Origin of the sequence: Streptomyces sp. N50 (assembly GCF_033335955.1) — a bacterium.
GTDB lineage: Bacteria > Actinomycetota > Actinomycetes > Streptomycetales > Streptomycetaceae > Streptomyces.
In genome coordinates, this window is the sequence record NZ_CP137549.1 from 854,795 (window position 1) to 872,240 (window position 17,446).

The window sequence follows — 17,446 nt, forward strand, 5'->3', positions numbered from 1 at the left end:
ATGACTGAAGAGACGCTCACCGAGACCCTGCCCCCGGTCCGGCCCTGGCCGGCCCTCGACCTGACCGGGGTGGACTTCGACCCGGTCCTCGCCAAGCTGATGCGGGAGGGTCCGGTCAACCGGATCAAGCTCCCCAACGGCGAGGGCTGGGCGTGGCTGGTCACCCGGCACGACGACGTGCGGATGGTCACCAACGATCCCCGGTTCAGCCGCGAGGCGGTGATGGACCAGCCGGTGACCCGGCTCGCCCCGCACTTCATCCCGGCCCGCGGCGCGGTCGGCTTCCTCGACCCACCGGACCACACGCGGCTACGGCGCTCGGTGGCCCCGGCGTTCACGGCGCGCGGGGTGGAGCGGGTGCGGGAGCAATCCCGGCTGCTGCTCGACGAGTTGGTCGACGAGCTGCTGCGGCACGGACCGCCCGCCGACCTCACCGAGACCGTGCTGAGCCCCTTCCCCATCGCGGTGATCTGCGAGCTGATGGGCGTCCCGGCCGCCGACCGGCACGGCATGCACACCTGGACCCAGCTCATCCTGTCCTCCTCGCACGGCGCCAAGGTCAGCGAGAAGGCGAAACAGGAGATGGGCGCCTACTTCGGCGATCTCATCGGGCTGCGGGAGGGCAGCGACGGCGAGGACGTGGCCTCGCTGCTCGGTGCCGCCGTGGGCCGGGAGGAGATCACGCTGGAGGAGGCCGTCGGCCTCGCGGTGCTGCTGCAGATCGGCGGCGAGGCGGTCACCAACAACAGCGGGCAGATGTTCTACCTGCTGCTGACCCGCCCGGATCTCGTCGAACGGCTGCGCGCGGAGCCGGAGTTGAGGCCCCAGGCCATCGACGAGCTGCTGCGCTACATCCCGCACCGCAACGCGGTCGGGCTGTCCCGGATCGCCATGGAGGACGTGGAGATCCGCGGGGTGCGGATGCGGGCGGGCGACCCGGTGTACGTGTCGTATCTGGCCGCGAACCGGGACCCGGACGTGTTCCCGGACCCCGAGAAGATCGACTTCACACGCAGCCCGAACCCGCATGTGTCCTTCGGCTTCGGCCCGCACTTCTGTCCCGGCAACATGCTGGCCAGGCTGGAGTCCGAGCTGCTGGTGGACGCCCTCCTGGACCGGCTGCCCGGGCTGAAGCTCGCGGTCCGGGCCGACGAAGTGCCGTTCAAGAAGGGCGCGTTGATCCGCGGGCCCGAGGCACTGCCCGTGACGTGGTGAGGTGCCGATGACGGCGACGGAGGGGCTGCTCGTGCCGCCCGGTCACGGCCGGGTCGTCCAGACACCCGCGCAGCACGTGACGTTCAAGGTGACCGGCTCGCACTCCCGGACCGCGTCGACCTTCGAGGTGGTGGTGCCCCCGGGGTTCGATGTCGGGGCCCATGTGCACACCCGTAGCGAGGAGTTGTTCTACGTGCTCGAGGGCGAGCTGGATGTCCTCGCCTTCGAGCCGCGGATCCGGACCCCGGACAACTGGCAGCGCTGGGAGTCCAGTTCGGGTTCCCGGGTGGTACGGGCGACTCCGGGGACGGTGATCGTCGTGCCGCCCGGGTGTCCGCACGCGTTCTCGAACCCGACGGAGACGGCGGCGAAGATGTTTTTCCAGGCGTCTCCGCCGCCGGATCACGAACGGTATTTCGAGGAGCTGTTGGAGATTCTCGGGGGTGGGGGGCCGCCGGATCACGCGGCTATCGAGGAGTTGCGGGGGCGGTATGACATCGAGCAGCTGACGCCCTTGAAACACCGGTGAGTTGCGTCGTTTTTTGTCTGCGGCCCGGTGGGGGCTGGTCGCGCAGTTCCCCGCGCCCCTAAAACCCCTTAGGCATGCGTGTTTTTAAGGGGCGCGGGGAACTGCGCGCTCAGCCCCCACCGGGCCGGCACCCGAAACTCAACGAATAGGCATCCCAGACAACGTCCTCGCGATCACCAACCGCTGAATCTCACTCGTGCCCTCGAAGATCGTGTAGATCGCCGCATCCCGATGCATCCGCTCAACCGGATACTCACGGGTGTATCCGTTACCGCCCAGGATCTGAATCGCCTGGCCCGTCACCTTCTTCGCCGTCTCGCTCGCGAACAGCTTCGACATCGACCCCTCGGCCGCCGTGAACTGCTTGCCGTTGACGGCCATCCAGGACGCCCGCCACACCAGCAACCGCGCCGCGTCGATGGACGTACGCATGTCGGCGAGCTGGAAGGCGACACCCTGGTTGTCGATGATCGGGCGGCCGAACTGCTCGCGGGTCATCGCGTAGTCGAGGGCGACCTCGTACGCGGCGCGGGCGGTGCCCACCGCCATCGCGCCGACAGCCGGGCGGGACGCCTCGAACGTGGCCATCGCCGCGTTCTTCACGCGCTCGCCGCCGCCGGCCTTCGCGCGCTCGCGGGCGCGGGCGAGGCGCTCGTCCAGCTTCTCCTTGCCGCCGAGCAGGCAGGAACCGGGGATGCGCACGTCCTCCAGGACGACCTCGGCGGTGTGCGAGGCGCGGATGCCGTGCTTCTTGAACTTCTGGCCCTGGGAGAGGCCAGGCGTGCCGGACGGGACGATGAAGGAGGCGTGGCCCTTGGAGCCGAGGTCCGCGTCGACGACCGCGACGACGACGTGGACGTTGGCGATACCACCGTTGGTCGCCCAGGTCTTGGTGCCGTTGAGCACCCACTCGTCCTTGGCCTCGTCGTACACGGCACGCGTGCGCATGGAGGCCACGTCGGAACCGGCGTCGGGCTCGGAGGAGCAGAAGGCGGCGACCTTCACGTCGTTGGCGTCGCCGTACATCTGGGGGATCCAGGTGCCGATCTGCTCCTCGGTGCCGTTGGCGAGGACGCCGACCGCGGCGAGACCGGTGCCGACTATGGAGAGGGCTATGCCCGCGTCGCCCCAGAAGAGTTCCTCCATGGCCATCGGGATGCCGAGGCCGGTGGGGTCGAAGTACTGCTGGGCGTAGAAGTCGAGGGAGTAGATGCCGACCTTCGCGGCCTCCTGGATGACCGGCCAGGGAGTTTCCTCACGCTCGTCCCATTCGGCGGCGGCGGGGCGGATGACGTCGGCGGCGAAGCCGTGCAGCCAGTCCCGCACCTCCTTCTGTTCGTCGTTGAGTTCCATGGTGAACTCGGCCATGACTCCTCCAGCAGCGCACTAGCATGTTACTTGCGGTAACGACAGAGTCTGTTACCGACGGGTAGGAAAAGTCAACTCCCGATGACCACTCGGCAGCCCGTTCGAGGCGTTGGGGCCGTTGAGTGTTAGTTTGCGCAGGCGTCACCGATTCAGCACGGGTGGGGAGAGACCATGGACACCACGCAGCGGACCGATCAACAGCGGTCCGCCGATCGCCGACGGCGCGAGTTGTTGGAGGCCGCGGACAGAGTGGTGCTGCGTGATGGTCCGCAGGCCTCGATGAACGCGATCGCCGCGGAAGCGGGTATTACGAAGCCGATTCTGTACCGGCACTTCGGGGACAAGGGTGGACTGTACGCGGCCCTTGCCAAGCGGCATACGGATGCCCTGTTGTCGTCGTTGCGGGCGGCGTTGGACGCTCCGGCCGAGCGTCGGGAGCGGGTTGAGGCGACGCTCGACACGTACCTCGCCGCGATCGAGGCGCTTCCTCAGGTGTACCGGTTTCTGATGCATCCCGTTGAGGGTGGGCAGACCGCGGATCAGGGGTTCGACACCGGGAATCACTCTGTTCCGCTGCTCCGGCGTATGGGCGAGGAGTTGGCTCAGGTCATCGAGGAGCGGGTGGATCTCGGGCCCAGCAGCCAGCAGCTGGCTCGGGTGTGGGGGCATGGGATTGTCGGCATGATGCACGCGGCGGGTGACTGGTGGCTGGGTGAACGGCCTTGTTCCCGGGCCGAGTTGGTGCGGAGTCTGGCTGATCTGTTGTGGGGGCGGTTGGCTGCCGCCGGGGACAAGGTGGGTGGACCGGGGTTCTAAGGGTCACATTTCGGCTGCGGGTGCGTGGGGGCTGGTCGCGCAGTTCCCCGCGCCCCTAGGAGCCTGGCCCACCGATGTCGAGAGGTGATCGCGCCCTCGCGGCGAAGCCGCACATCGACACAGCCCCGCGCCCCTAAAAGCCTGGCCCACCGATGTCGAGAGGTGATCGCGCCCTCGCGGCGAAGCCGCACATCGACACAGCCCCGCGCCCCTAGGAGCCTGGCCCACCGATGTCGAGAGGTGGTCGCGCCCTCGCGGCGGAGCCGTACATCGACACAGCCCCGCGCCCCTGAAAACGTCACCCCGGCCGGTGCCAGGACGCTCGGGCCACTTGTCTCATCAAGCGGTTGTGGCGCCAGCCCGTTACGCGGTCCGCGTACACCCGGCCCTCCACGTGGTCGTACTCGTGTTGCAGGCAGCGTGCGAACCAACCCGTGCCGTGGACGGTGATCGGGTCGCCGGTCGCCGTGAAGCCCTCGATGACCGCGTGGTCGTAGCGCTCCGTCCCCGCCTCCAGGCCCGGTAGGGACAGGCAGCCTTCCGGGCCTCTCAGCACCACACCGTCCGTCTCCACCAGGCGTGGGTTGACCACATGGCCGAGGTGGCGGGTCTCCTCGTCGTCGGGGCAGTCGTAGACGAACACCCGCAAGGACTCGCCCACTTGGTTCGCGGCGAGGCCCACCCCCTGGGCCGCGTACATCGTCGCGAACAAGTCCTCTACGAGACGGGCCAGTTCCGGGCCGAAGTCTGTTACTTCCGCGCAGGAGGTGTGAAGCAGTGGGTCGCCGAGCAGGGTGAGGGGGCGGACTCGCCCGTGGGCGCCCGGGATGGAGCCGTATCGCATGGGCGCAAGGGTACGGTTCTCTACGGCGCACGCCCGCCGCGAGGGGTTCGCGGTGCCGCGGTTCGGGCACCGATAAGGATCTCGATAGGCTGAGGTCCACACCACGTTGCCGGAGGCAGAGGCGCGGCGCGTACGCAAGGAGGATCGAGAACTGATGGCAGGCAACTCGGACCCGCTCACGCCGCGGGCCAAGCTGGCCGTGACGGCGGGCAAGGCGGTCGCGGCGGCATCGCGTGCCGCGGGGCGGGGCAGCGGATCGGTGATCGGCGGCCGAGTGGCACTCAAACTCGACCCCGACCTGCTCGCCCGGCTCGCGCAGAGCCTGGACGTGACGCTCGTCTCGGCCACCAACGGGAAGACGACCACGACCCGGCTCATCGCCGAGGCCCTCGGCGCCGCCGGGCCCGTCGTCTCGAACGCGCTCGGCGCCAACATGCCCGCGGGTATCACCTCGGCGCTGGCCGGTGGCTCGGACGCGAAGTTCGGTGTCATCGAGGTCGACGAGAAGTACCTCGCCGGTGTCGCCCGCGACACCGACCCCAAGTGCATCGCGCTGCTCAACCTCTCCCGCGACCAGTTGGACCGCGCGGCCGAGACCCGCATGCTCGCGGAGAACTGGCGTGAGGGGCTGTCGGGTTCCAAGGCCGTCGTCGTCGCCAACGCCGACGACCCGTTGGTCGTGTGGGCCGCTTCCTCCTCCCCCAACGTGATCTGGGTCGCCGCCGGGCAGATGTGGAAGGACGACGCCTGGTCCTGCCCGTCCTGCGGTGGCGTGATGCAGCGGCCCGGTGACGACTGGTTCTGCGGTGAGTGCGGATTCCGCCGGCCCACGCCGAGTTGGGCGCTGTCCGGGGATCACGTCCTCGACCCGCACGGTTCCGCCTGGCCCATTCATCTTCAGCTGCCGGGGCGTGCCAACAAGGCCAACGCCGCATCCTCCGCCGCCGTCGCCGCCGTCTTCGGGGTGCCGCCACAGGTCGCCCTGGAGCGCATGTACCGGGTGCAGGCCGTCGCCGGGCGTTATGACGTCGTCCAGTTCATGCAGCGCGACCTGCGGCTGCTGCTCGCGAAGAACCCGGCGGGCTGGCTCGAGACGTTCAGCCTGATCGATCCGCCGCCGACCCCGGTGATCCTCTCGGTGAACGCGCGCGGCGCCGACGGCACCGACACCTCGTGGCTCTGGGACGTCGACTACACCCGACTGACCGGCCACCCCATCTTCGTCGTGGGCGACCGCAAGCTGGACCTCGCGGTCCGCCTGGAAGTGGCGAACCAGCACTTCCAGGTCTGCGACAACCTCGACCAGGCCGTGCAGCTGGCCCCGCCCGGCCGCATCGAGGTCATCGCGAACTACACCGCGTTCCAGGACCTGCGCCGCCGCGTCGGCAACTGAGACTCAGAGGACGAATTGACCATGAGCGACAACCAGCTGCGTCTGGTGTGGATCTACCCGGACCTGCTGAGCACCTACGGCGACCAGGGCAACGCCCTTGTCGTGGAACGCCGGGCACGGCAGCGCGGCCTCGACGTGGCCCGGCTGGACGTGCGCAGCGACCAGCCCATCCCGACCTCGGGCGACATCTATCTCATCGGTGGTGGCGAGGACCGTCCGCAGCGCCTCGCCGCGGAGCGGCTACGCCGTGACGGCGGCCTGCACCGGGCGGTCGGCAACGGCGCGATCGTCTTCTCGGTGTGCGCCGGTTACCAGATCCTCGGCCACGAGTTCATCAACGACCTCGGCCAGCGCGAGCCCGGCCTCGGCCTGCTCGACGTGGTGTCGACGCGCGGCGAGGGCGAGCGGTGCGTCGGCGATGTCCTCGGCGACATCGACGCGCGCCTGGGCCTGCCCCAGCTGACCGGCTTCGAGAACCACCAGGGCGTCACCCATCTCGGCCCCACCGCCCGCCCGTTCGCGCAGGTGCGGCTCGGCAAGGGCAACGGCACGGGCGACGGCACGGAGGGCGCGTACAACGACACGGTGTTCGGCACGTACATGCACGGGCCCGTGCTCGCCCGCAACCCGCTGATCGCGGACCTGCTGCTGAAGCTGGCCCTCGATGTGAACGCGCTGCCGCCGATCGACGACCGCTGGTACGAGGCGCTCCGCAACGAGCGCATCAGCGCAGCTCAGCAGCCCGCCTGAACCCGGTGTCCATCTCCTCTTCGGATACCGGAAACCAGCCCGTCTGACGGTACGTCCGCGCAGGTGAGCGGGGTCGTCCAGCAGGCGGACGCATGCTACGACCCCGCCCCCTCCTGCCGTTAGGGTGGCGGGGTTCGTACCGGACAACGTGGTCCGGTTTCGGCCCACGTTGAGAAGGTTCTTCGGGCTATGCGCATTGGTGTCCTCACGTCCGGCGGCGACTGCCCCGGCCTGAACGCCGTCATCCGGTCCGTCGTGCACCGCGCCGTCGTGGACCACGGCGACGAGGTCATCGGCTTCCGGGACGGCTGGAAGGGCCTCCTGGAGTGCGACTACCTCAAGCTCGACCTCGACGCGGTGAGCGGCATCCTCGCTCGCGGCGGCACGATCCTCGGCTCCTCCCGCGTCCAGCCCTCCCAGCTCCGGGACGGCGTCGAGCGGGCCCGGGGCCATGTCGAGGAGCTCGGCCTCGACGCGATCATCCCGATAGGCGGCGAGGGCACGCTCAAGGCGGCCAAGCTGATGTACGACGCCGGTCTCCCGGTCGTCGGCGTCCCCAAGACCATCGACAACGACATCGCGGTCACGGACGTCACCTTCGGCTTCGACACGGCCGTCGGTGTCGCTACGGAGGCCCTCGACCGGCTCAAGACGACCGCCGAGTCCCACCAGCGCGTCCTCGTCGTGGAGGTCATGGGCCGCCACACCGGCTGGATCGCGCTCCACTCCGGCATGGCGGCCGGCGCGCACGCCATCGTCGTACCTGAACGGCCCTTCGACATCGAGGAGTTGGCGGCGCGGGTCGGCGAACGCTTCGCGGCGGGCAAGCGGTTTGCGATCGTGGTTGCCGCCGAGGGTGCCAAGCCTCGGGCCGGGTCCATGGACTTCGACGAGGGCAAGAAGGATGTCTACGGCCACGAGCGCTTCGCGGGGATCGCTCGGCAGCTGTCCATCGAGCTGGAGGAACGGCTCGGTAAGGAGGCGCGGCCGGTGATTCTCGGGCATGTGCAGCGTGGGGGTACTCCGACCGCGTACGACCGGGTGCTGGCCACTCGGTTTGGGTGGCATGCGGTGGAGGCCGCGCATCGGGGGGAGTTCGGGAAGATGACCGCGCTTCAGGGGACCGACATCGTGATGGTGTCGCTGGCCGATGCGGTTGAGACTCTGAAGACCGTTCCCGCTGATCGGTATGAAGAGGCTGAGTGCGTGCTCTGAGCGTGCCTCGGTGATTCGTCGGGTGCGGGTTCGTCGTGGCTTGTCGCGCAGTTCCCCGCGCCCCTTAGGGGGTTCCGCTGGCCCCGGTCGCAGAAGTGACCGGGGGCGGTTCTACTCTGGTGCGGACAGATGACGCACACCCCCACGAATCAGGAGCCGTTCGATGGATCACGGCGGGCACGGTATGACCATGGATCTGCCGCCGTTCACCTTTGCGCGCGGGCTTGACTGGTCGGCCGACCCGTTCTTCCTGACCGCCTGCCTGCTCGGGCTCGGGCTGTACGGCTGGGGGGTCGTGCGGTTGCGGCGGCGGGGGGACTCGTGGCCTGTGGGGCGGACGATCTCCTTCGTCATCGGTGTGCTGACCATCGGGCTGGTGATGTGCACCAAGCTCAATGACTACGGAATGGTCATGTTCAGCGTGCACATGGTGCAGCACATGGTCATCAGCATGCTGACGCCGATCCTGTTGCTGCTCGGCGCTCCGATCACGCTGGCATTGCGCGCGCTGCCTCCGGCGGCCAGGGGGCACAAAGGGCCCCGCGAGCTGCTGTTGATGTTTCTGCACAGCCGGTACATGAAGATCATCACGCATCCCGCGTTCACGATCCCGCTGTTCATCGCGAGCCTGTACGCGCTGTACTTCACGCCGATCTTCGATTTCCTGATGGGGTCGAAGACCGGGCACATCGCGATGATGGTGCACTTCCTCGCGGTGGGTGTGGTGTTCTTCTGGCCGATCATGGGCGTGGATCCGGGGCCGAATCGGCCGGGTTATCTGATGCGGATGCTGGAGCTGTTCGCCGGGATGCCGTTCCACGCGTTCTTCGGCATCGCGTTGATGATGGCGTCGGAGCCGATGGTCGAGACGTTCAAGAACCCGCCCGCCTCCCTCGGCATCGACGCGCTCTCCGATCAGAACGCGGCCGGCGGTATCGCCTGGGCGTTCAGCGAGGTGCCGTCCGTGCTGGTGCTGATCGCCCTGCTGTTCCAGTGGTACAGCTCCGAGCAGCGCCAGGCCAAGCGCCAGGACCGGGCCGCCGACCGGGACGGCGACAAGGAACTCGAGGCGTACAACGCCTATTTGGCCTCATTGAACACACGAAGCAGTTGAACACATGCGGCAACTGAACGGGAATTTCGTTCAGTAGCATAAGCGCGATGGGGGAACCGCGGCCGGGGGGAGCGGTAGTGACATTTCGCGCTGTTGTGCAAAGGACCGGAATTCCGGTGATCCGCAGGATCGCCGTGCTGTTTGCGTGTGCCCTGGTCGTGAGTGGGCTGAGTGGATGCGGCGGGGGCGCACATTTGTTCGCCGTGCAGGCGGTTGCCGCCCGAGTTCCGTCGCTCGCGCCTTTCTTCGACGAGAAACAGGGACTGGGGCAGGACGCCGAGGTCCGATCGAGGCCCGTACGGGGCAGCTTGCAGCAAGGGGACACGCCTGGGCTGTACGGGGGCACCACGAAGCCGACCATCTGTGACGTGGCGAAACTCAAGAGGTTTCTGACCGATCCCGCCAATCATCAGAAGGCCGTTGCCTGGTCGGGCGTCCTGGGTATCACCACGGACTGGATACCGGCCTATCTGGACCGGCTCACACCCGTACTCCTGCGTCACGACACTCTCGTACAGAACCACGACTACAAAAAGGGAAAGGCCACGCCCTACAACTCCCTTCTCCAGTCGGGAATCGCGATTCTCGTCGACGACCAGGGGGAACCGGCCGCGAAGTGCTCGTGCGGAAATCCACTGCGCCCCTTCAAAGGCGACGCGAGCCGCATTTCCGTCAAGTTCGCGGACGGCAACAAGAAGTGGAGCGGATATCACGCGTCCTCGGTCGTGGCCGTGCGTCCCGCGCCGCGGCAGATGGAGGGGCTCGCCCTCGTCGACGTCGACGATCCCGACACCGGCATCACGCGTCCGGTCGGCACGACGGGCAAGCACGACACCACCTTCGACACCCGGAAGCGGCACGCGGTGCCCGACCTCGCCGGGGCGACGTTCGGGGACGCGCGGCGGCAACTGGTGAGCAGGGGTCTGGCCGTCGGGTACGGCGGGAGCGCGGTGCCGTCCGACGACGCGCACGTCACGGCCAGCGATCCGCCCGCCGGGACCGAGCTGCGGTTCGGGGAGTACGTGACCTTGAGCGTGACCGGTGGGACGAGTGGGGGCGCTACGTCCACTCCCCCGGGTCCGACGACCTCCGGGCCGACGCTGGCTCCGCCCACGTCCACGGCACCGCCCTCGACGTCCGCCCCAGCACCCTCCTCGCCCACGAGTGAACCCCCGTCGTCCAACCCACCGCCGTCGAGCAGTTCGCCTACGACCGGTACGCCTACGACCGGTTCACCCTCGGTGGTGTCCCACTCGCCCCCGCCGAGCGCACCGGTCTCCAGCAGCGCCCCGGTGACGAGCGCGCCCGTCACCGCCAGCGCCTCCGTGACGATCGGCACGCCGACCGCCACCACCGTCACCGCCACCACCGTCGCCGCCACCACGACCGAGACGTGACGCAGCCCCGGAAGGAGGAGTCCGGATGCCACAGGGATCGCCGACCTCGGGAGTGGGCCGGGTCATCGCAGGCCGTTATCTCCTGCTGAACCGGCTGGGGAGTGGCGGGATGGGACATGTGTGGCTCGCACATGACCAGCGGCTGGCCTGTGAAGTCGCGCTCAAGGAGATCGTGTTCAGCAACCCGGCCTCCGCAGAGGCCGAGCGGGAGGCCCGGGTCGCGCGAGCCCGGGCCGAGGCGCGGAACGCGGCGGGGCTGCGCGGGCACCCCCATGTGGTGACCGTCCATGACGTGCTGGAACACGAGGGGCTGCCCTGGATCGTCATGGAGTACGTGGCGGACGCCGTCGACCTGCGCGACATGGTCGGCCGGCACGGCTCGCTGGCCCCCGCGGAGTGCGCCCGCATCGGACTCGCCGTACTCGACGCGCTGACCGCCGGACACCAGCGGGGTGTCATGCACCGGGACGTGAAACCGGCGAACATCCTGCTGGCACCGGACCGCACCGGTTCGCCGTACGCCCGAGTCCTGCTCACGGACTACGGCATCTCGGTGCAGCCGGACGCCGGGGAGACGCGGTACACGCTGACGTCCGTGCTCGTCGGTACGGCGGGTTATCTGGCGCCGGAACGGGCCACGGGCGGGCCGCCGACCGCCGCGGCCGACCTGTTCTCGCTGGGCTGCACGCTCTACCACGCCGTCGAGGGCCACGGCCCCTTCGTCCGCGAGACCCCGCTCGCCGAGATCACCGCGGTCGTCATGGAGGACCCGCTCCCCCCGGTCCGCGCGGGCGCCCTGGCCCCGGTGCTCCACGCGATGCTGGAGAAGGATCCGCTACGACGGATTCCGGCGGCGGAGGCCGAGGTGGCCCTGGCGCGGATCGTCACGCCGCAGACGGACCCGGGGGCGGGATCTTATGCCCGGACGCAGACCGACCTGGGTTCACAGTCGCCGTGGGAGGGGCAGCCCGCGCCGGCGCCCCCCACCGTGGGGCCACCTCCCACCGGCCGGCGCCGCCGCCCCCGTCCCCGTCTCCGCCAGGCCGTCCTCGCGGGCCTGCTCGGGCTCGCCCTGGCCCTGGGCGGCGTCTGGTATGCCATGGCCCGCCAGCCCCCCGGCGACAACACGAGCGCGCAGCAGGACAGTTCGCCGTACGGCACGGCCATCGGGCTCTCCGCGCCCCTCAAGAACGGCGACTGCGTCACCGCCGACTGGCCCGGCGGGAAGCTCTTCCACGGGACGCCGAGGCTCTCCGTCGACCCCACCTGTCGGAACTCCGTGCCCGACGGGCAGGTGATGGCCTTGGTCTCCACCGCGTCCGCGGGCGAGGCGCGCAAGGTCGGGGCGGACCGGTGTGCGCGGCGGACGCAGGAGATGCGGGAGAAACTCGCGGATGTGCGGGCGCTCGCGGTCGTACCGACCGACGCCGGTTTCGAGGCCGCCGGGCGGCGCACCGCGTGTCTGGTGCTGGGTGCGCACGGGCCGGTCTACGGGCCGCTCGGCAGCCGTCGCGCCCTCGGGTCGGCGTTCGCCGATACGTCGACCATGCAGAAGCGGGACTGTCTGGCCGTGCCCTCGGACCGCGCCGCGAGCCTGGTCTCCTGCGCGGGCAAGCACGATCAGGAAGTGCTCGGGTTCACCCGGTTGGGCGCTGGCGTCACGCTGGCCCAGGCCCGCACGGAATCGGACGCCGCGTGTGCCCGGGACGTCCCGCCGGCCGACTACGGCTTCGATCCGTCGGTGTACGAGGCGGCCTCCTGGACGAGTCAGGGACCGTGGAAGTCGGGCACACATTTCGTCGTCTGCGCCGTTCGGAGGCAGAACGGGGGCACCATGGAGGGGGACGAACCATGAGGAGGGTGTTGCGATGCCCGGTTCCACGAAGACCATGGGGGTGATCACCGTCGGCGGTCTGGTGGTGGTGACGGCCTACACGGTGGCGCTCGGGAGTAACGGCTGGCTGTGGTTCGGCTGGGTCGTGCTCGGGCTGATCACCCTCGGGATGGTGGCCACGCGCAGCACCTGAGGCCCGCTACGGCTCGCTCCGCCGGCTCGCCGAGTGCACGCCCGGCTGGTACTTGGGCAGCCGGGCGGTGATCTTCATGCCCGCTCCTACGGCGGTCTCGATGACGAGGCCGTAGTCGTCGCCGTAGACCTGGCGGAGCCGGTCGTCGACGTTGGACAGGCCGATGCCGCCCGAGGGGCTGACCTCGCCCGCGAGGATGCGGCGGAGCAGGTCGGGGTCCATGCCGGCGCCGTCGTCCTCGATGACGACGAGTGCCTCGGCGCCCGCGTCCTGTGCGGTGATGCTGATCCGGCTCTTGTCTGCCTTGCCCTCCAGGCCGTGCTTGACGGCGTTCTCGACGAGCGGCTGGAGGCAGAGGAACGGGAGCGCGACCGGCAGCACCTCGGGGGCGATCTGCAGGGTGACGGAGAGGCGCTCGCCGAAGCGGGCCCGGACCAACGCCAAGTAGTGGTCGATGGCGTGGAGTTCGTCGGCGAGGGTGGTGAAGTCGCCGTGCCTGCGGAACGAGTAGCGGGTGAAGTCGGCGAATTCCAGGAGGAGTTCGCGGGCGCGCTCGGGGTCGGTGCGGACGAAGGACGCGATCACGGCGAGCGAGTTGAAGATGAAGTGCGGGGAGATCTGGGCCCGAAGTGCCTTGATCTCGGCCTCGATCAGGCGCGTGCGGGACTGGTCCAGGTCTGCCAACTCAAGTTGTACGGAGACCCAGCGGGCCACCTCTCCAGCGGCTCGGACCAGGACCGCCGACTCACGCGGTGCGCAGGCGACCAACGCTCCGTGGACCCGGTCGTCGACGGTGAGCGGGGCGACCACCGCCCAGCGCAACGGGCAGTCGGGGGCGTCGCAGTTGAGCCGGAACGCCTCACCCCGGCCGGTCTCCAGCGGGCCCGCGAGCCGTTCCATGATCTCGGCCCGGTGATGGTCACCGACACCGTCCCAGGCGAGGACCTGCTTCTGGTCGGTCAGACACAGCGCGTCCGTGCCGAGCAGCGTGCGCAGTCTGCGGGCCGAGCGGCGGGCCGTCTCCTCCGTGAGACCAGCGCGCAGCGGGGGTGCGGCGAGGGACGCGGTGTGCAGTGTCTGGAAGGTGGCGTGTTCGACGGGGGTGCCGAGTCCCCCGAGGTTCTCGGGGCGTGCGGTGCGGCGGCCGAGCCAGAAACCGGCGGCGAGCAGGGGGAGTACGGCGACGCAGAGGCCGGCCAGGAATCCGCTCATACGCGCACCTCGATCACGTTTCCAGGCGCTGCTCTCACGCCTTCACCTCCGCCCGCAGCTCCTCCGGCAGATGGAACCGCGCCAGGATCGCCGCCGTTCCCGTCGGCACCCGCCCCGGTGTGGCCAGGGACACCAGCACCATCGTGAGGAACCCCAGCGGCACCGACCAGAGCGCGGGCCACGCGAGCAGGGCATGCAGGGGGCCGGTGCCGGGGAAGCCCGCCATGGTCGCGGCCACGGCGACGAACGCCGACCCGCCGCCCACCAGCATCCCGGCCGCCGCACCGGGCGGGGTGAGCCGGGTCCACCAGATGCCGAGGACCAGCAACGGGCAGAAGGAGGACGCCGATACGGCGAACGCGAGCCCCACGGCGTCGGCGACGGGCAGTCCGCCGACGACCACGCTCGCCACCAGCGGTACGGCCATGGCGAGGACCGTGCCGAGCCTGAAGTGCCGTACCCCGCGCGAGGGGAGGACGTCCTGGGTGAGGACCCCGGCCACCGCCATGGTGAGTCCCGACGCGGTGGACAGGAACGCGGCGAAGGCGCCGCCCGCGACCAGCGCGCCGAGCAGATCGCCGCCGACGCCGCCGATCATGCGGTCGGGCAGCAGGAGGACGGCCGCGTCGGCGTCGCCGGTGATGGTGAGTTCGGGGGTGTACAGGCGGCCGAGGGCGCCGTAGACGGGCGGGAGAAGGTAGAAGGCGCCGATCAGGCCGAGGACGGCGACCGTGGTGCGGCGGGCGGCGACGCCGTGCGGGCTGGTGTAGAAGCGGACGACGACGTGCGGCAGGCCCATGGTGCCGAGGAAGGTGGCGAGGATGAGGCCGTACGTGGCGTACAGCGGGCGTTCCTCGCGGCTGGCGGCCAGGGAGGTCGACATGCCGCCGTTGGTGCCCCGGTCGGCTACGGGGACGGGGTCGCCCTTGGCGAAGGTGAGGCGGGTGCCACGCTCGATGTGGTGGGTTCCGGTGGGGAGTTGGAGTCTCGCGCCGTCATGTGTGTGACCGTCGACCTTGCCGGTCACGGTGACCGTGAGGGGGCGGTCGAGTCTGAGGTCGAGTGTCTCGTCGACCCTAACCGCCCGTTGTTCGCGGAATGTCGCCGGTTCCCCGAAGGCGTGCCGGGGTGCTCCGTCGCTCTGCCAGGCGAGGACCAGGAAGAGGGCGGGGACGAGCAATGCGGTGAGCTTCAGCCAGTACTGGAATGCCTGGACGAAGGTGATGCTGCGCATGCCGCCGGCGGCGACGGTGGCGACCACCACGACCGCCACGATCAGGCCGCCGAGCGAGTCGGGGGCGCCGGTGAGGACGGTCAACGTGAGCCCCGCGCCCTGGAGTTGGGGCAGGAGGTACAGCCAGCCGACGCCGACGACGAAGGCGCCCGCGAGGCGTCGTACGGCGTGTGAGGCGAGGCGGGCCTCGGCGAAGTCGGGGAGGGTGTAGGCGCCGGAGCGGCGGAGCGGGGCGGCGACGAACAGCAGCAGGACCAGGTATCCGGCCGTGTAGCCGACCGGGTACCAGAGCATGTCCGGGCCCTGGACCAGGACCAGACCGGCGATGCCCAGGAACGAGGCCGCGGAGAGGTACTCGCCGCTGATGGCGGCCGCGTTGAGGCGGGGGCCGACGGTGCGGGAGGCGACGTAGAAGTCGGACGTGGTGCGGGAGATGCGCAGGCCGAAGGCGCCGACGAGGACCGTGACCACGACGACGAGGGCCACCGCCGGTACCGCGTAACTGGAGTTCACCCGGCTCAGCGGTCCTCGACGAGGCGGACGAAGTCGCGTTCGTTGCGTTCGGCGCGGCGCACGTACCAGAGGGCGAGGAGGACGAGCGGGGCGTAGAGGCAGAAGCCGAGGATCAGCCATTCGAGGCGGTGGGAGTCCGGGGTCGCCGCGAAGACGAGGGGCAGGGGGCCGACCAGGAGGACGAGGACCGCGAACACCAGAAGGGCGGCGCGGAGTTGGGTGCGCATGAGGGAACGGACGTAGGTGTGGCCGAGGGTGGTCTGTTCGTCGATCTCGGTGCGGGGGCGGGAGTAGCCGGAGGCGCGGCGGGTGCGGCGGGGTGGGCCGGTGACAACCACCCTGCGTTCGGTGGGGTCCTGAGGCACCGTCAGGACCTCCGCATCAGCAGGTCCCGCAGTTCGCGGGTGTGACGGCGGCTGACCTGGAGTTCCTCGCCGCCGACCAGGACGCTCACCGTGCCCGCGTCCAGGCGGAGTTCGCCGATGTGGCGCAGGGCGACGAGGTGGCGGCGGTGGATGCGGACGAAGCCCCGGGCGCGCCAGCGGTCCTCCAGCGTGGACACCGGGATGCGGACGAGGTGGCTGCCCCGGTCGGTGTGCAGGCGGGCGTAGTCGCCCTGGGCCTCGACGTGGGTGATGTCGTCGACGGCCACGAACCGTGTGACACCGCCGAGTTCGACGGCGATGTGGTCCGGGTCGGGTTCGTGCACGGGTATCCGCGGTGCGGATCCGCCGAGTTCGGCGGCGCGGCGTACCGCCTCGGCGAGGCGTTCCTTGCGGACGGGTTTCAGGACGTAGTCAACTGCCTTGAGATCGAAGGCCTGTACGGCGAAGTCCTCGTGCGCGGTGACGAACACGACGAGCGGCGGCTGGGCGAAACCCGTCAACAGCCGTGCCATGTCGAGTCCGTCGAGGCCGGGCATCTGGATGTCGAGGAACACGACATCGATCGCCTCCGGTCCGTCCGGGCCTGATTCCAGGGCCCTGTTGATACGGCGCAGCGCCTCGGTCGCGTCGCCCGCGCCCTCCGCGCTGCCGATGCGTGGATCGGCGTTGAGCAGGTAGAGCAACTCCTCCAGCGAGGGGCGTTCGTCGTCGACGGCGAGGGCGCGCAGCATGAAGGTGGAGTGTAGGAGTAATTCGTACGGCTGGACATGTACCGGGCGTGGACGTTCGCGCTGGATACAGTGCCGACATGAACAGCAGGACCACTCCGTTCGACGAACTCGACCGGAAGATCATCACCGCGTTGATGGCGAACGCCAGGACCAGTTTCGCCGAGATCGGCGCGGCGATCGGGCTGTCCGCGACGGCGGTGAAGCGGCGCGTGGACCGGCTGCGGGAGACGGGGGTGATCACCGGGTTCACGGCGACGGTGCGGCCGTCCGCGCTCGGCTGGCGCACGGAGGCGTACGTGGAGGTGTACTGCGAGGGCGCCGCGCCCCCCAGGCGGCTCGCGGAGGTGGTGCGCAACCATCCGGAGATCACCGCGGCGATGACGGTGACCGGTGGCGCGGACGCGCTGCTGCATGTGCGGGCGACCGATGTGGACCACTTCGAGGAGGTCCTGGAGCGCATCCGGCAGGAGCCGTTCATCCGGAAGACGATCAGCGTGATGGTGCTGTCCCACCTCCTCCCGGAAAGCCCGGAAGCGGGCGCCACCCATCCGGCGCCGGGAGACGCATCAGACGTGCGTTGAGGGCACGAAAGACGCAGCGTTCCTGCGTAGACACGCAGCGCTCATCGCTTGTCGGGCGTATAGGTCGTTTCCTACCGTGGTGTCAACCCCAGTCGTCATCACAGGAAGCGGAGGGACCCCT

General features: G+C 69.6%; 17 protein-coding genes. 11 read left to right on the top strand and 6 right to left on the bottom strand.

Annotated features, from left to right (window positions below; all coding sequences use genetic code 11):
• Positions 1-1,215, top strand: a complete 1,215-nt coding sequence (locus R2B38_RS03465; protein ID WP_318014897.1) for a cytochrome P450 — start codon at positions 1-3, stop codon at positions 1,213-1,215.
• A gap of 7 nt (positions 1,216-1,222) precedes the next feature.
• Positions 1,223-1,744 carry a cupin domain-containing protein gene (locus R2B38_RS03470; RefSeq protein WP_019059562.1) on the top strand — a complete coding sequence of 174 codons (522 nt, stop codon included), beginning with the start codon at positions 1,223-1,225 and terminating at the stop codon, positions 1,742-1,744.
• A gap of 138 nt (positions 1,745-1,882) precedes the next feature.
• Here the strand turns inward: R2B38_RS03470 and R2B38_RS03475 are convergent, their stop codons facing one another.
• Entirely contained in the window at positions 1,883-3,112 is a 1,230-nt protein-coding gene (locus tag R2B38_RS03475; RefSeq protein WP_033278259.1) for an acyl-CoA dehydrogenase family protein, read from the bottom strand.
• A 171-nt stretch (positions 3,113-3,283) separates the two neighbouring features.
• Between R2B38_RS03475 and R2B38_RS03480 the strand changes: the two genes are divergently transcribed.
• Entirely contained in the window at positions 3,284-3,928 is a 645-nt protein-coding gene (locus R2B38_RS03480; protein WP_318014898.1) for a TetR family transcriptional regulator, read from the top strand.
• 298 nt (positions 3,929-4,226) lie between these two features.
• Here the strand turns inward: R2B38_RS03480 and def are convergent, their stop codons facing one another.
• Positions 4,227-4,772, bottom strand: coding sequence for a peptide deformylase (def, locus tag R2B38_RS03485; protein ID WP_318014899.1), 546 nt, complete (start codon positions 4,770-4,772; stop codon positions 4,227-4,229).
• 154 nt (positions 4,773-4,926) lie between these two features.
• Between def and R2B38_RS03490 the strand changes: the two genes are divergently transcribed.
• The 7 genes from R2B38_RS03490 to R2B38_RS03520 all read left to right on the top strand — a co-directional run bounded on the left by R2B38_RS03490 (position 4,927) and on the right by R2B38_RS03520 (position 12,668).
• Positions 4,927-6,165: a Mur ligase family protein gene (locus R2B38_RS03490; RefSeq protein WP_033278257.1), complete on the top strand. Its 1,239-nt coding sequence runs from the start codon at positions 4,927-4,929 to the stop codon at positions 6,163-6,165.
• A 21-nt stretch (positions 6,166-6,186) separates the two neighbouring features.
• Positions 6,187-6,915, top strand: a complete 729-nt coding sequence (locus tag R2B38_RS03495; protein ID WP_019059556.1) for a type 1 glutamine amidotransferase — start codon at positions 6,187-6,189, stop codon at positions 6,913-6,915.
• Positions 6,916-7,104: 189 nt separating this feature from the next.
• A complete protein-coding gene (locus R2B38_RS03500; RefSeq protein ID WP_318014900.1) occupies positions 7,105-8,130 on the top strand; it encodes a 6-phosphofructokinase in 1,026 nt (341 codons plus the stop codon).
• Positions 8,131-8,293: 163 nt separating this feature from the next.
• Positions 8,294-9,244, top strand: a complete 951-nt coding sequence (locus R2B38_RS03505) for a cytochrome c oxidase assembly protein (protein WP_318014901.1) — start codon at positions 8,294-8,296, stop codon at positions 9,242-9,244.
• A gap of 368 nt (positions 9,245-9,612) precedes the next feature.
• Complete coding sequence (locus R2B38_RS03510) at positions 9,613-10,641, top strand: PASTA domain-containing protein (protein ID WP_318014902.1); 1,029 nt, start codon at positions 9,613-9,615, stop codon at positions 10,639-10,641.
• A 25-nt stretch (positions 10,642-10,666) separates the two neighbouring features.
• On the top strand, positions 10,667-12,496 hold the full coding sequence (locus tag R2B38_RS03515; protein WP_318014903.1) for a serine/threonine-protein kinase: 1,830 nt from the start codon (positions 10,667-10,669) through the stop codon (positions 12,494-12,496).
• Between the two features lie 13 nt (positions 12,497-12,509).
• Positions 12,510-12,668, top strand: coding sequence for a hypothetical protein (locus R2B38_RS03520; RefSeq protein ID WP_019070924.1), 159 nt, complete (start codon positions 12,510-12,512; stop codon positions 12,666-12,668).
• 6 nt (positions 12,669-12,674) lie between these two features.
• On the opposite strand, the gene R2B38_RS03525 is transcribed toward R2B38_RS03520, so the two are convergent.
• From R2B38_RS03525 to R2B38_RS03540, 4 genes are read right to left on the bottom strand one after another with little or no spacing between them, the layout of a single operon-like run.
• The gene (locus R2B38_RS03525) at positions 12,675-13,880 is read right to left on the bottom strand and encodes a sensor histidine kinase (protein WP_033278251.1); all 1,206 of its coding nucleotides are present in this window, start codon (positions 13,878-13,880) and stop codon (positions 12,675-12,677) included.
• 34 nt (positions 13,881-13,914) lie between these two features.
• Positions 13,915-15,627: a cation acetate symporter gene (locus tag R2B38_RS03530; protein WP_318014904.1), complete on the bottom strand. Its 1,713-nt coding sequence runs from the start codon at positions 15,625-15,627 to the stop codon at positions 13,915-13,917.
• Positions 15,628-15,632: 5 nt separating this feature from the next.
• The gene (locus tag R2B38_RS03535; protein ID WP_318014905.1) at positions 15,633-15,992 is read right to left on the bottom strand and encodes a hypothetical protein; all 360 of its coding nucleotides are present in this window, start codon (positions 15,990-15,992) and stop codon (positions 15,633-15,635) included.
• A gap of 2 nt (positions 15,993-15,994) precedes the next feature.
• The gene (locus R2B38_RS03540) at positions 15,995-16,744 is read right to left on the bottom strand and encodes a LytR/AlgR family response regulator transcription factor (protein ID WP_033278248.1); all 750 of its coding nucleotides are present in this window, start codon (positions 16,742-16,744) and stop codon (positions 15,995-15,997) included.
• Between the two features lie 77 nt (positions 16,745-16,821).
• On the opposite strand from R2B38_RS03540, the gene R2B38_RS03545 reads away from it, so the two are divergent.
• Complete coding sequence (locus R2B38_RS03545) at positions 16,822-17,325, top strand: Lrp/AsnC family transcriptional regulator (RefSeq protein WP_318014906.1); 504 nt, start codon at positions 16,822-16,824, stop codon at positions 17,323-17,325.
• Positions 17,326-17,446 lie beyond the last annotated feature (121 nt).

Excerpts from the sequence above, each read along its gene's own strand:
- R2B38_RS03465 (WP_318014897.1), top strand. The coding sequence starts at position 1 with ATGACTGAAGAGACGCTCACCGAGACCCTGCCCCCGGTCCGGCCCTGG.
- R2B38_RS03470 (WP_019059562.1), top strand. The coding sequence starts at position 1,223 with ATGACGGCGACGGAGGGGCTGCTCGTGCCGCCCGGTCACGGCCGGGTC.
- R2B38_RS03475 (WP_033278259.1), bottom strand. The coding sequence starts at position 3,112 with ATGGCCGAGTTCACCATGGAACTCAACGACGAACAGAAGGAGGTGCGG.
- R2B38_RS03480 (WP_318014898.1), top strand. The coding sequence starts at position 3,284 with ATGGACACCACGCAGCGGACCGATCAACAGCGGTCCGCCGATCGCCGA.
- def (WP_318014899.1), bottom strand. The coding sequence starts at position 4,772 with ATGCGATACGGCTCCATCCCGGGCGCCCACGGGCGAGTCCGCCCCCTC.
- R2B38_RS03490 (WP_033278257.1), top strand. The coding sequence starts at position 4,927 with ATGGCAGGCAACTCGGACCCGCTCACGCCGCGGGCCAAGCTGGCCGTG.
- R2B38_RS03495 (WP_019059556.1), top strand. The coding sequence starts at position 6,187 with ATGAGCGACAACCAGCTGCGTCTGGTGTGGATCTACCCGGACCTGCTG.
- R2B38_RS03500 (WP_318014900.1), top strand. The coding sequence starts at position 7,105 with ATGCGCATTGGTGTCCTCACGTCCGGCGGCGACTGCCCCGGCCTGAAC.
- R2B38_RS03505 (WP_318014901.1), top strand. The coding sequence starts at position 8,294 with ATGGATCACGGCGGGCACGGTATGACCATGGATCTGCCGCCGTTCACC.
- R2B38_RS03515 (WP_318014903.1), top strand. The coding sequence starts at position 10,667 with ATGCCACAGGGATCGCCGACCTCGGGAGTGGGCCGGGTCATCGCAGGC.
- R2B38_RS03520 (WP_019070924.1), top strand. The coding sequence starts at position 12,510 with ATGCCCGGTTCCACGAAGACCATGGGGGTGATCACCGTCGGCGGTCTG.
- R2B38_RS03525 (WP_033278251.1), bottom strand. The coding sequence starts at position 13,880 with ATGAGCGGATTCCTGGCCGGCCTCTGCGTCGCCGTACTCCCCCTGCTC.
- R2B38_RS03540 (WP_033278248.1), bottom strand. The coding sequence starts at position 16,744 with ATGCTGCGCGCCCTCGCCGTCGACGACGAACGCCCCTCGCTGGAGGAG.
- R2B38_RS03545 (WP_318014906.1), top strand. The coding sequence starts at position 16,822 with ATGAACAGCAGGACCACTCCGTTCGACGAACTCGACCGGAAGATCATC.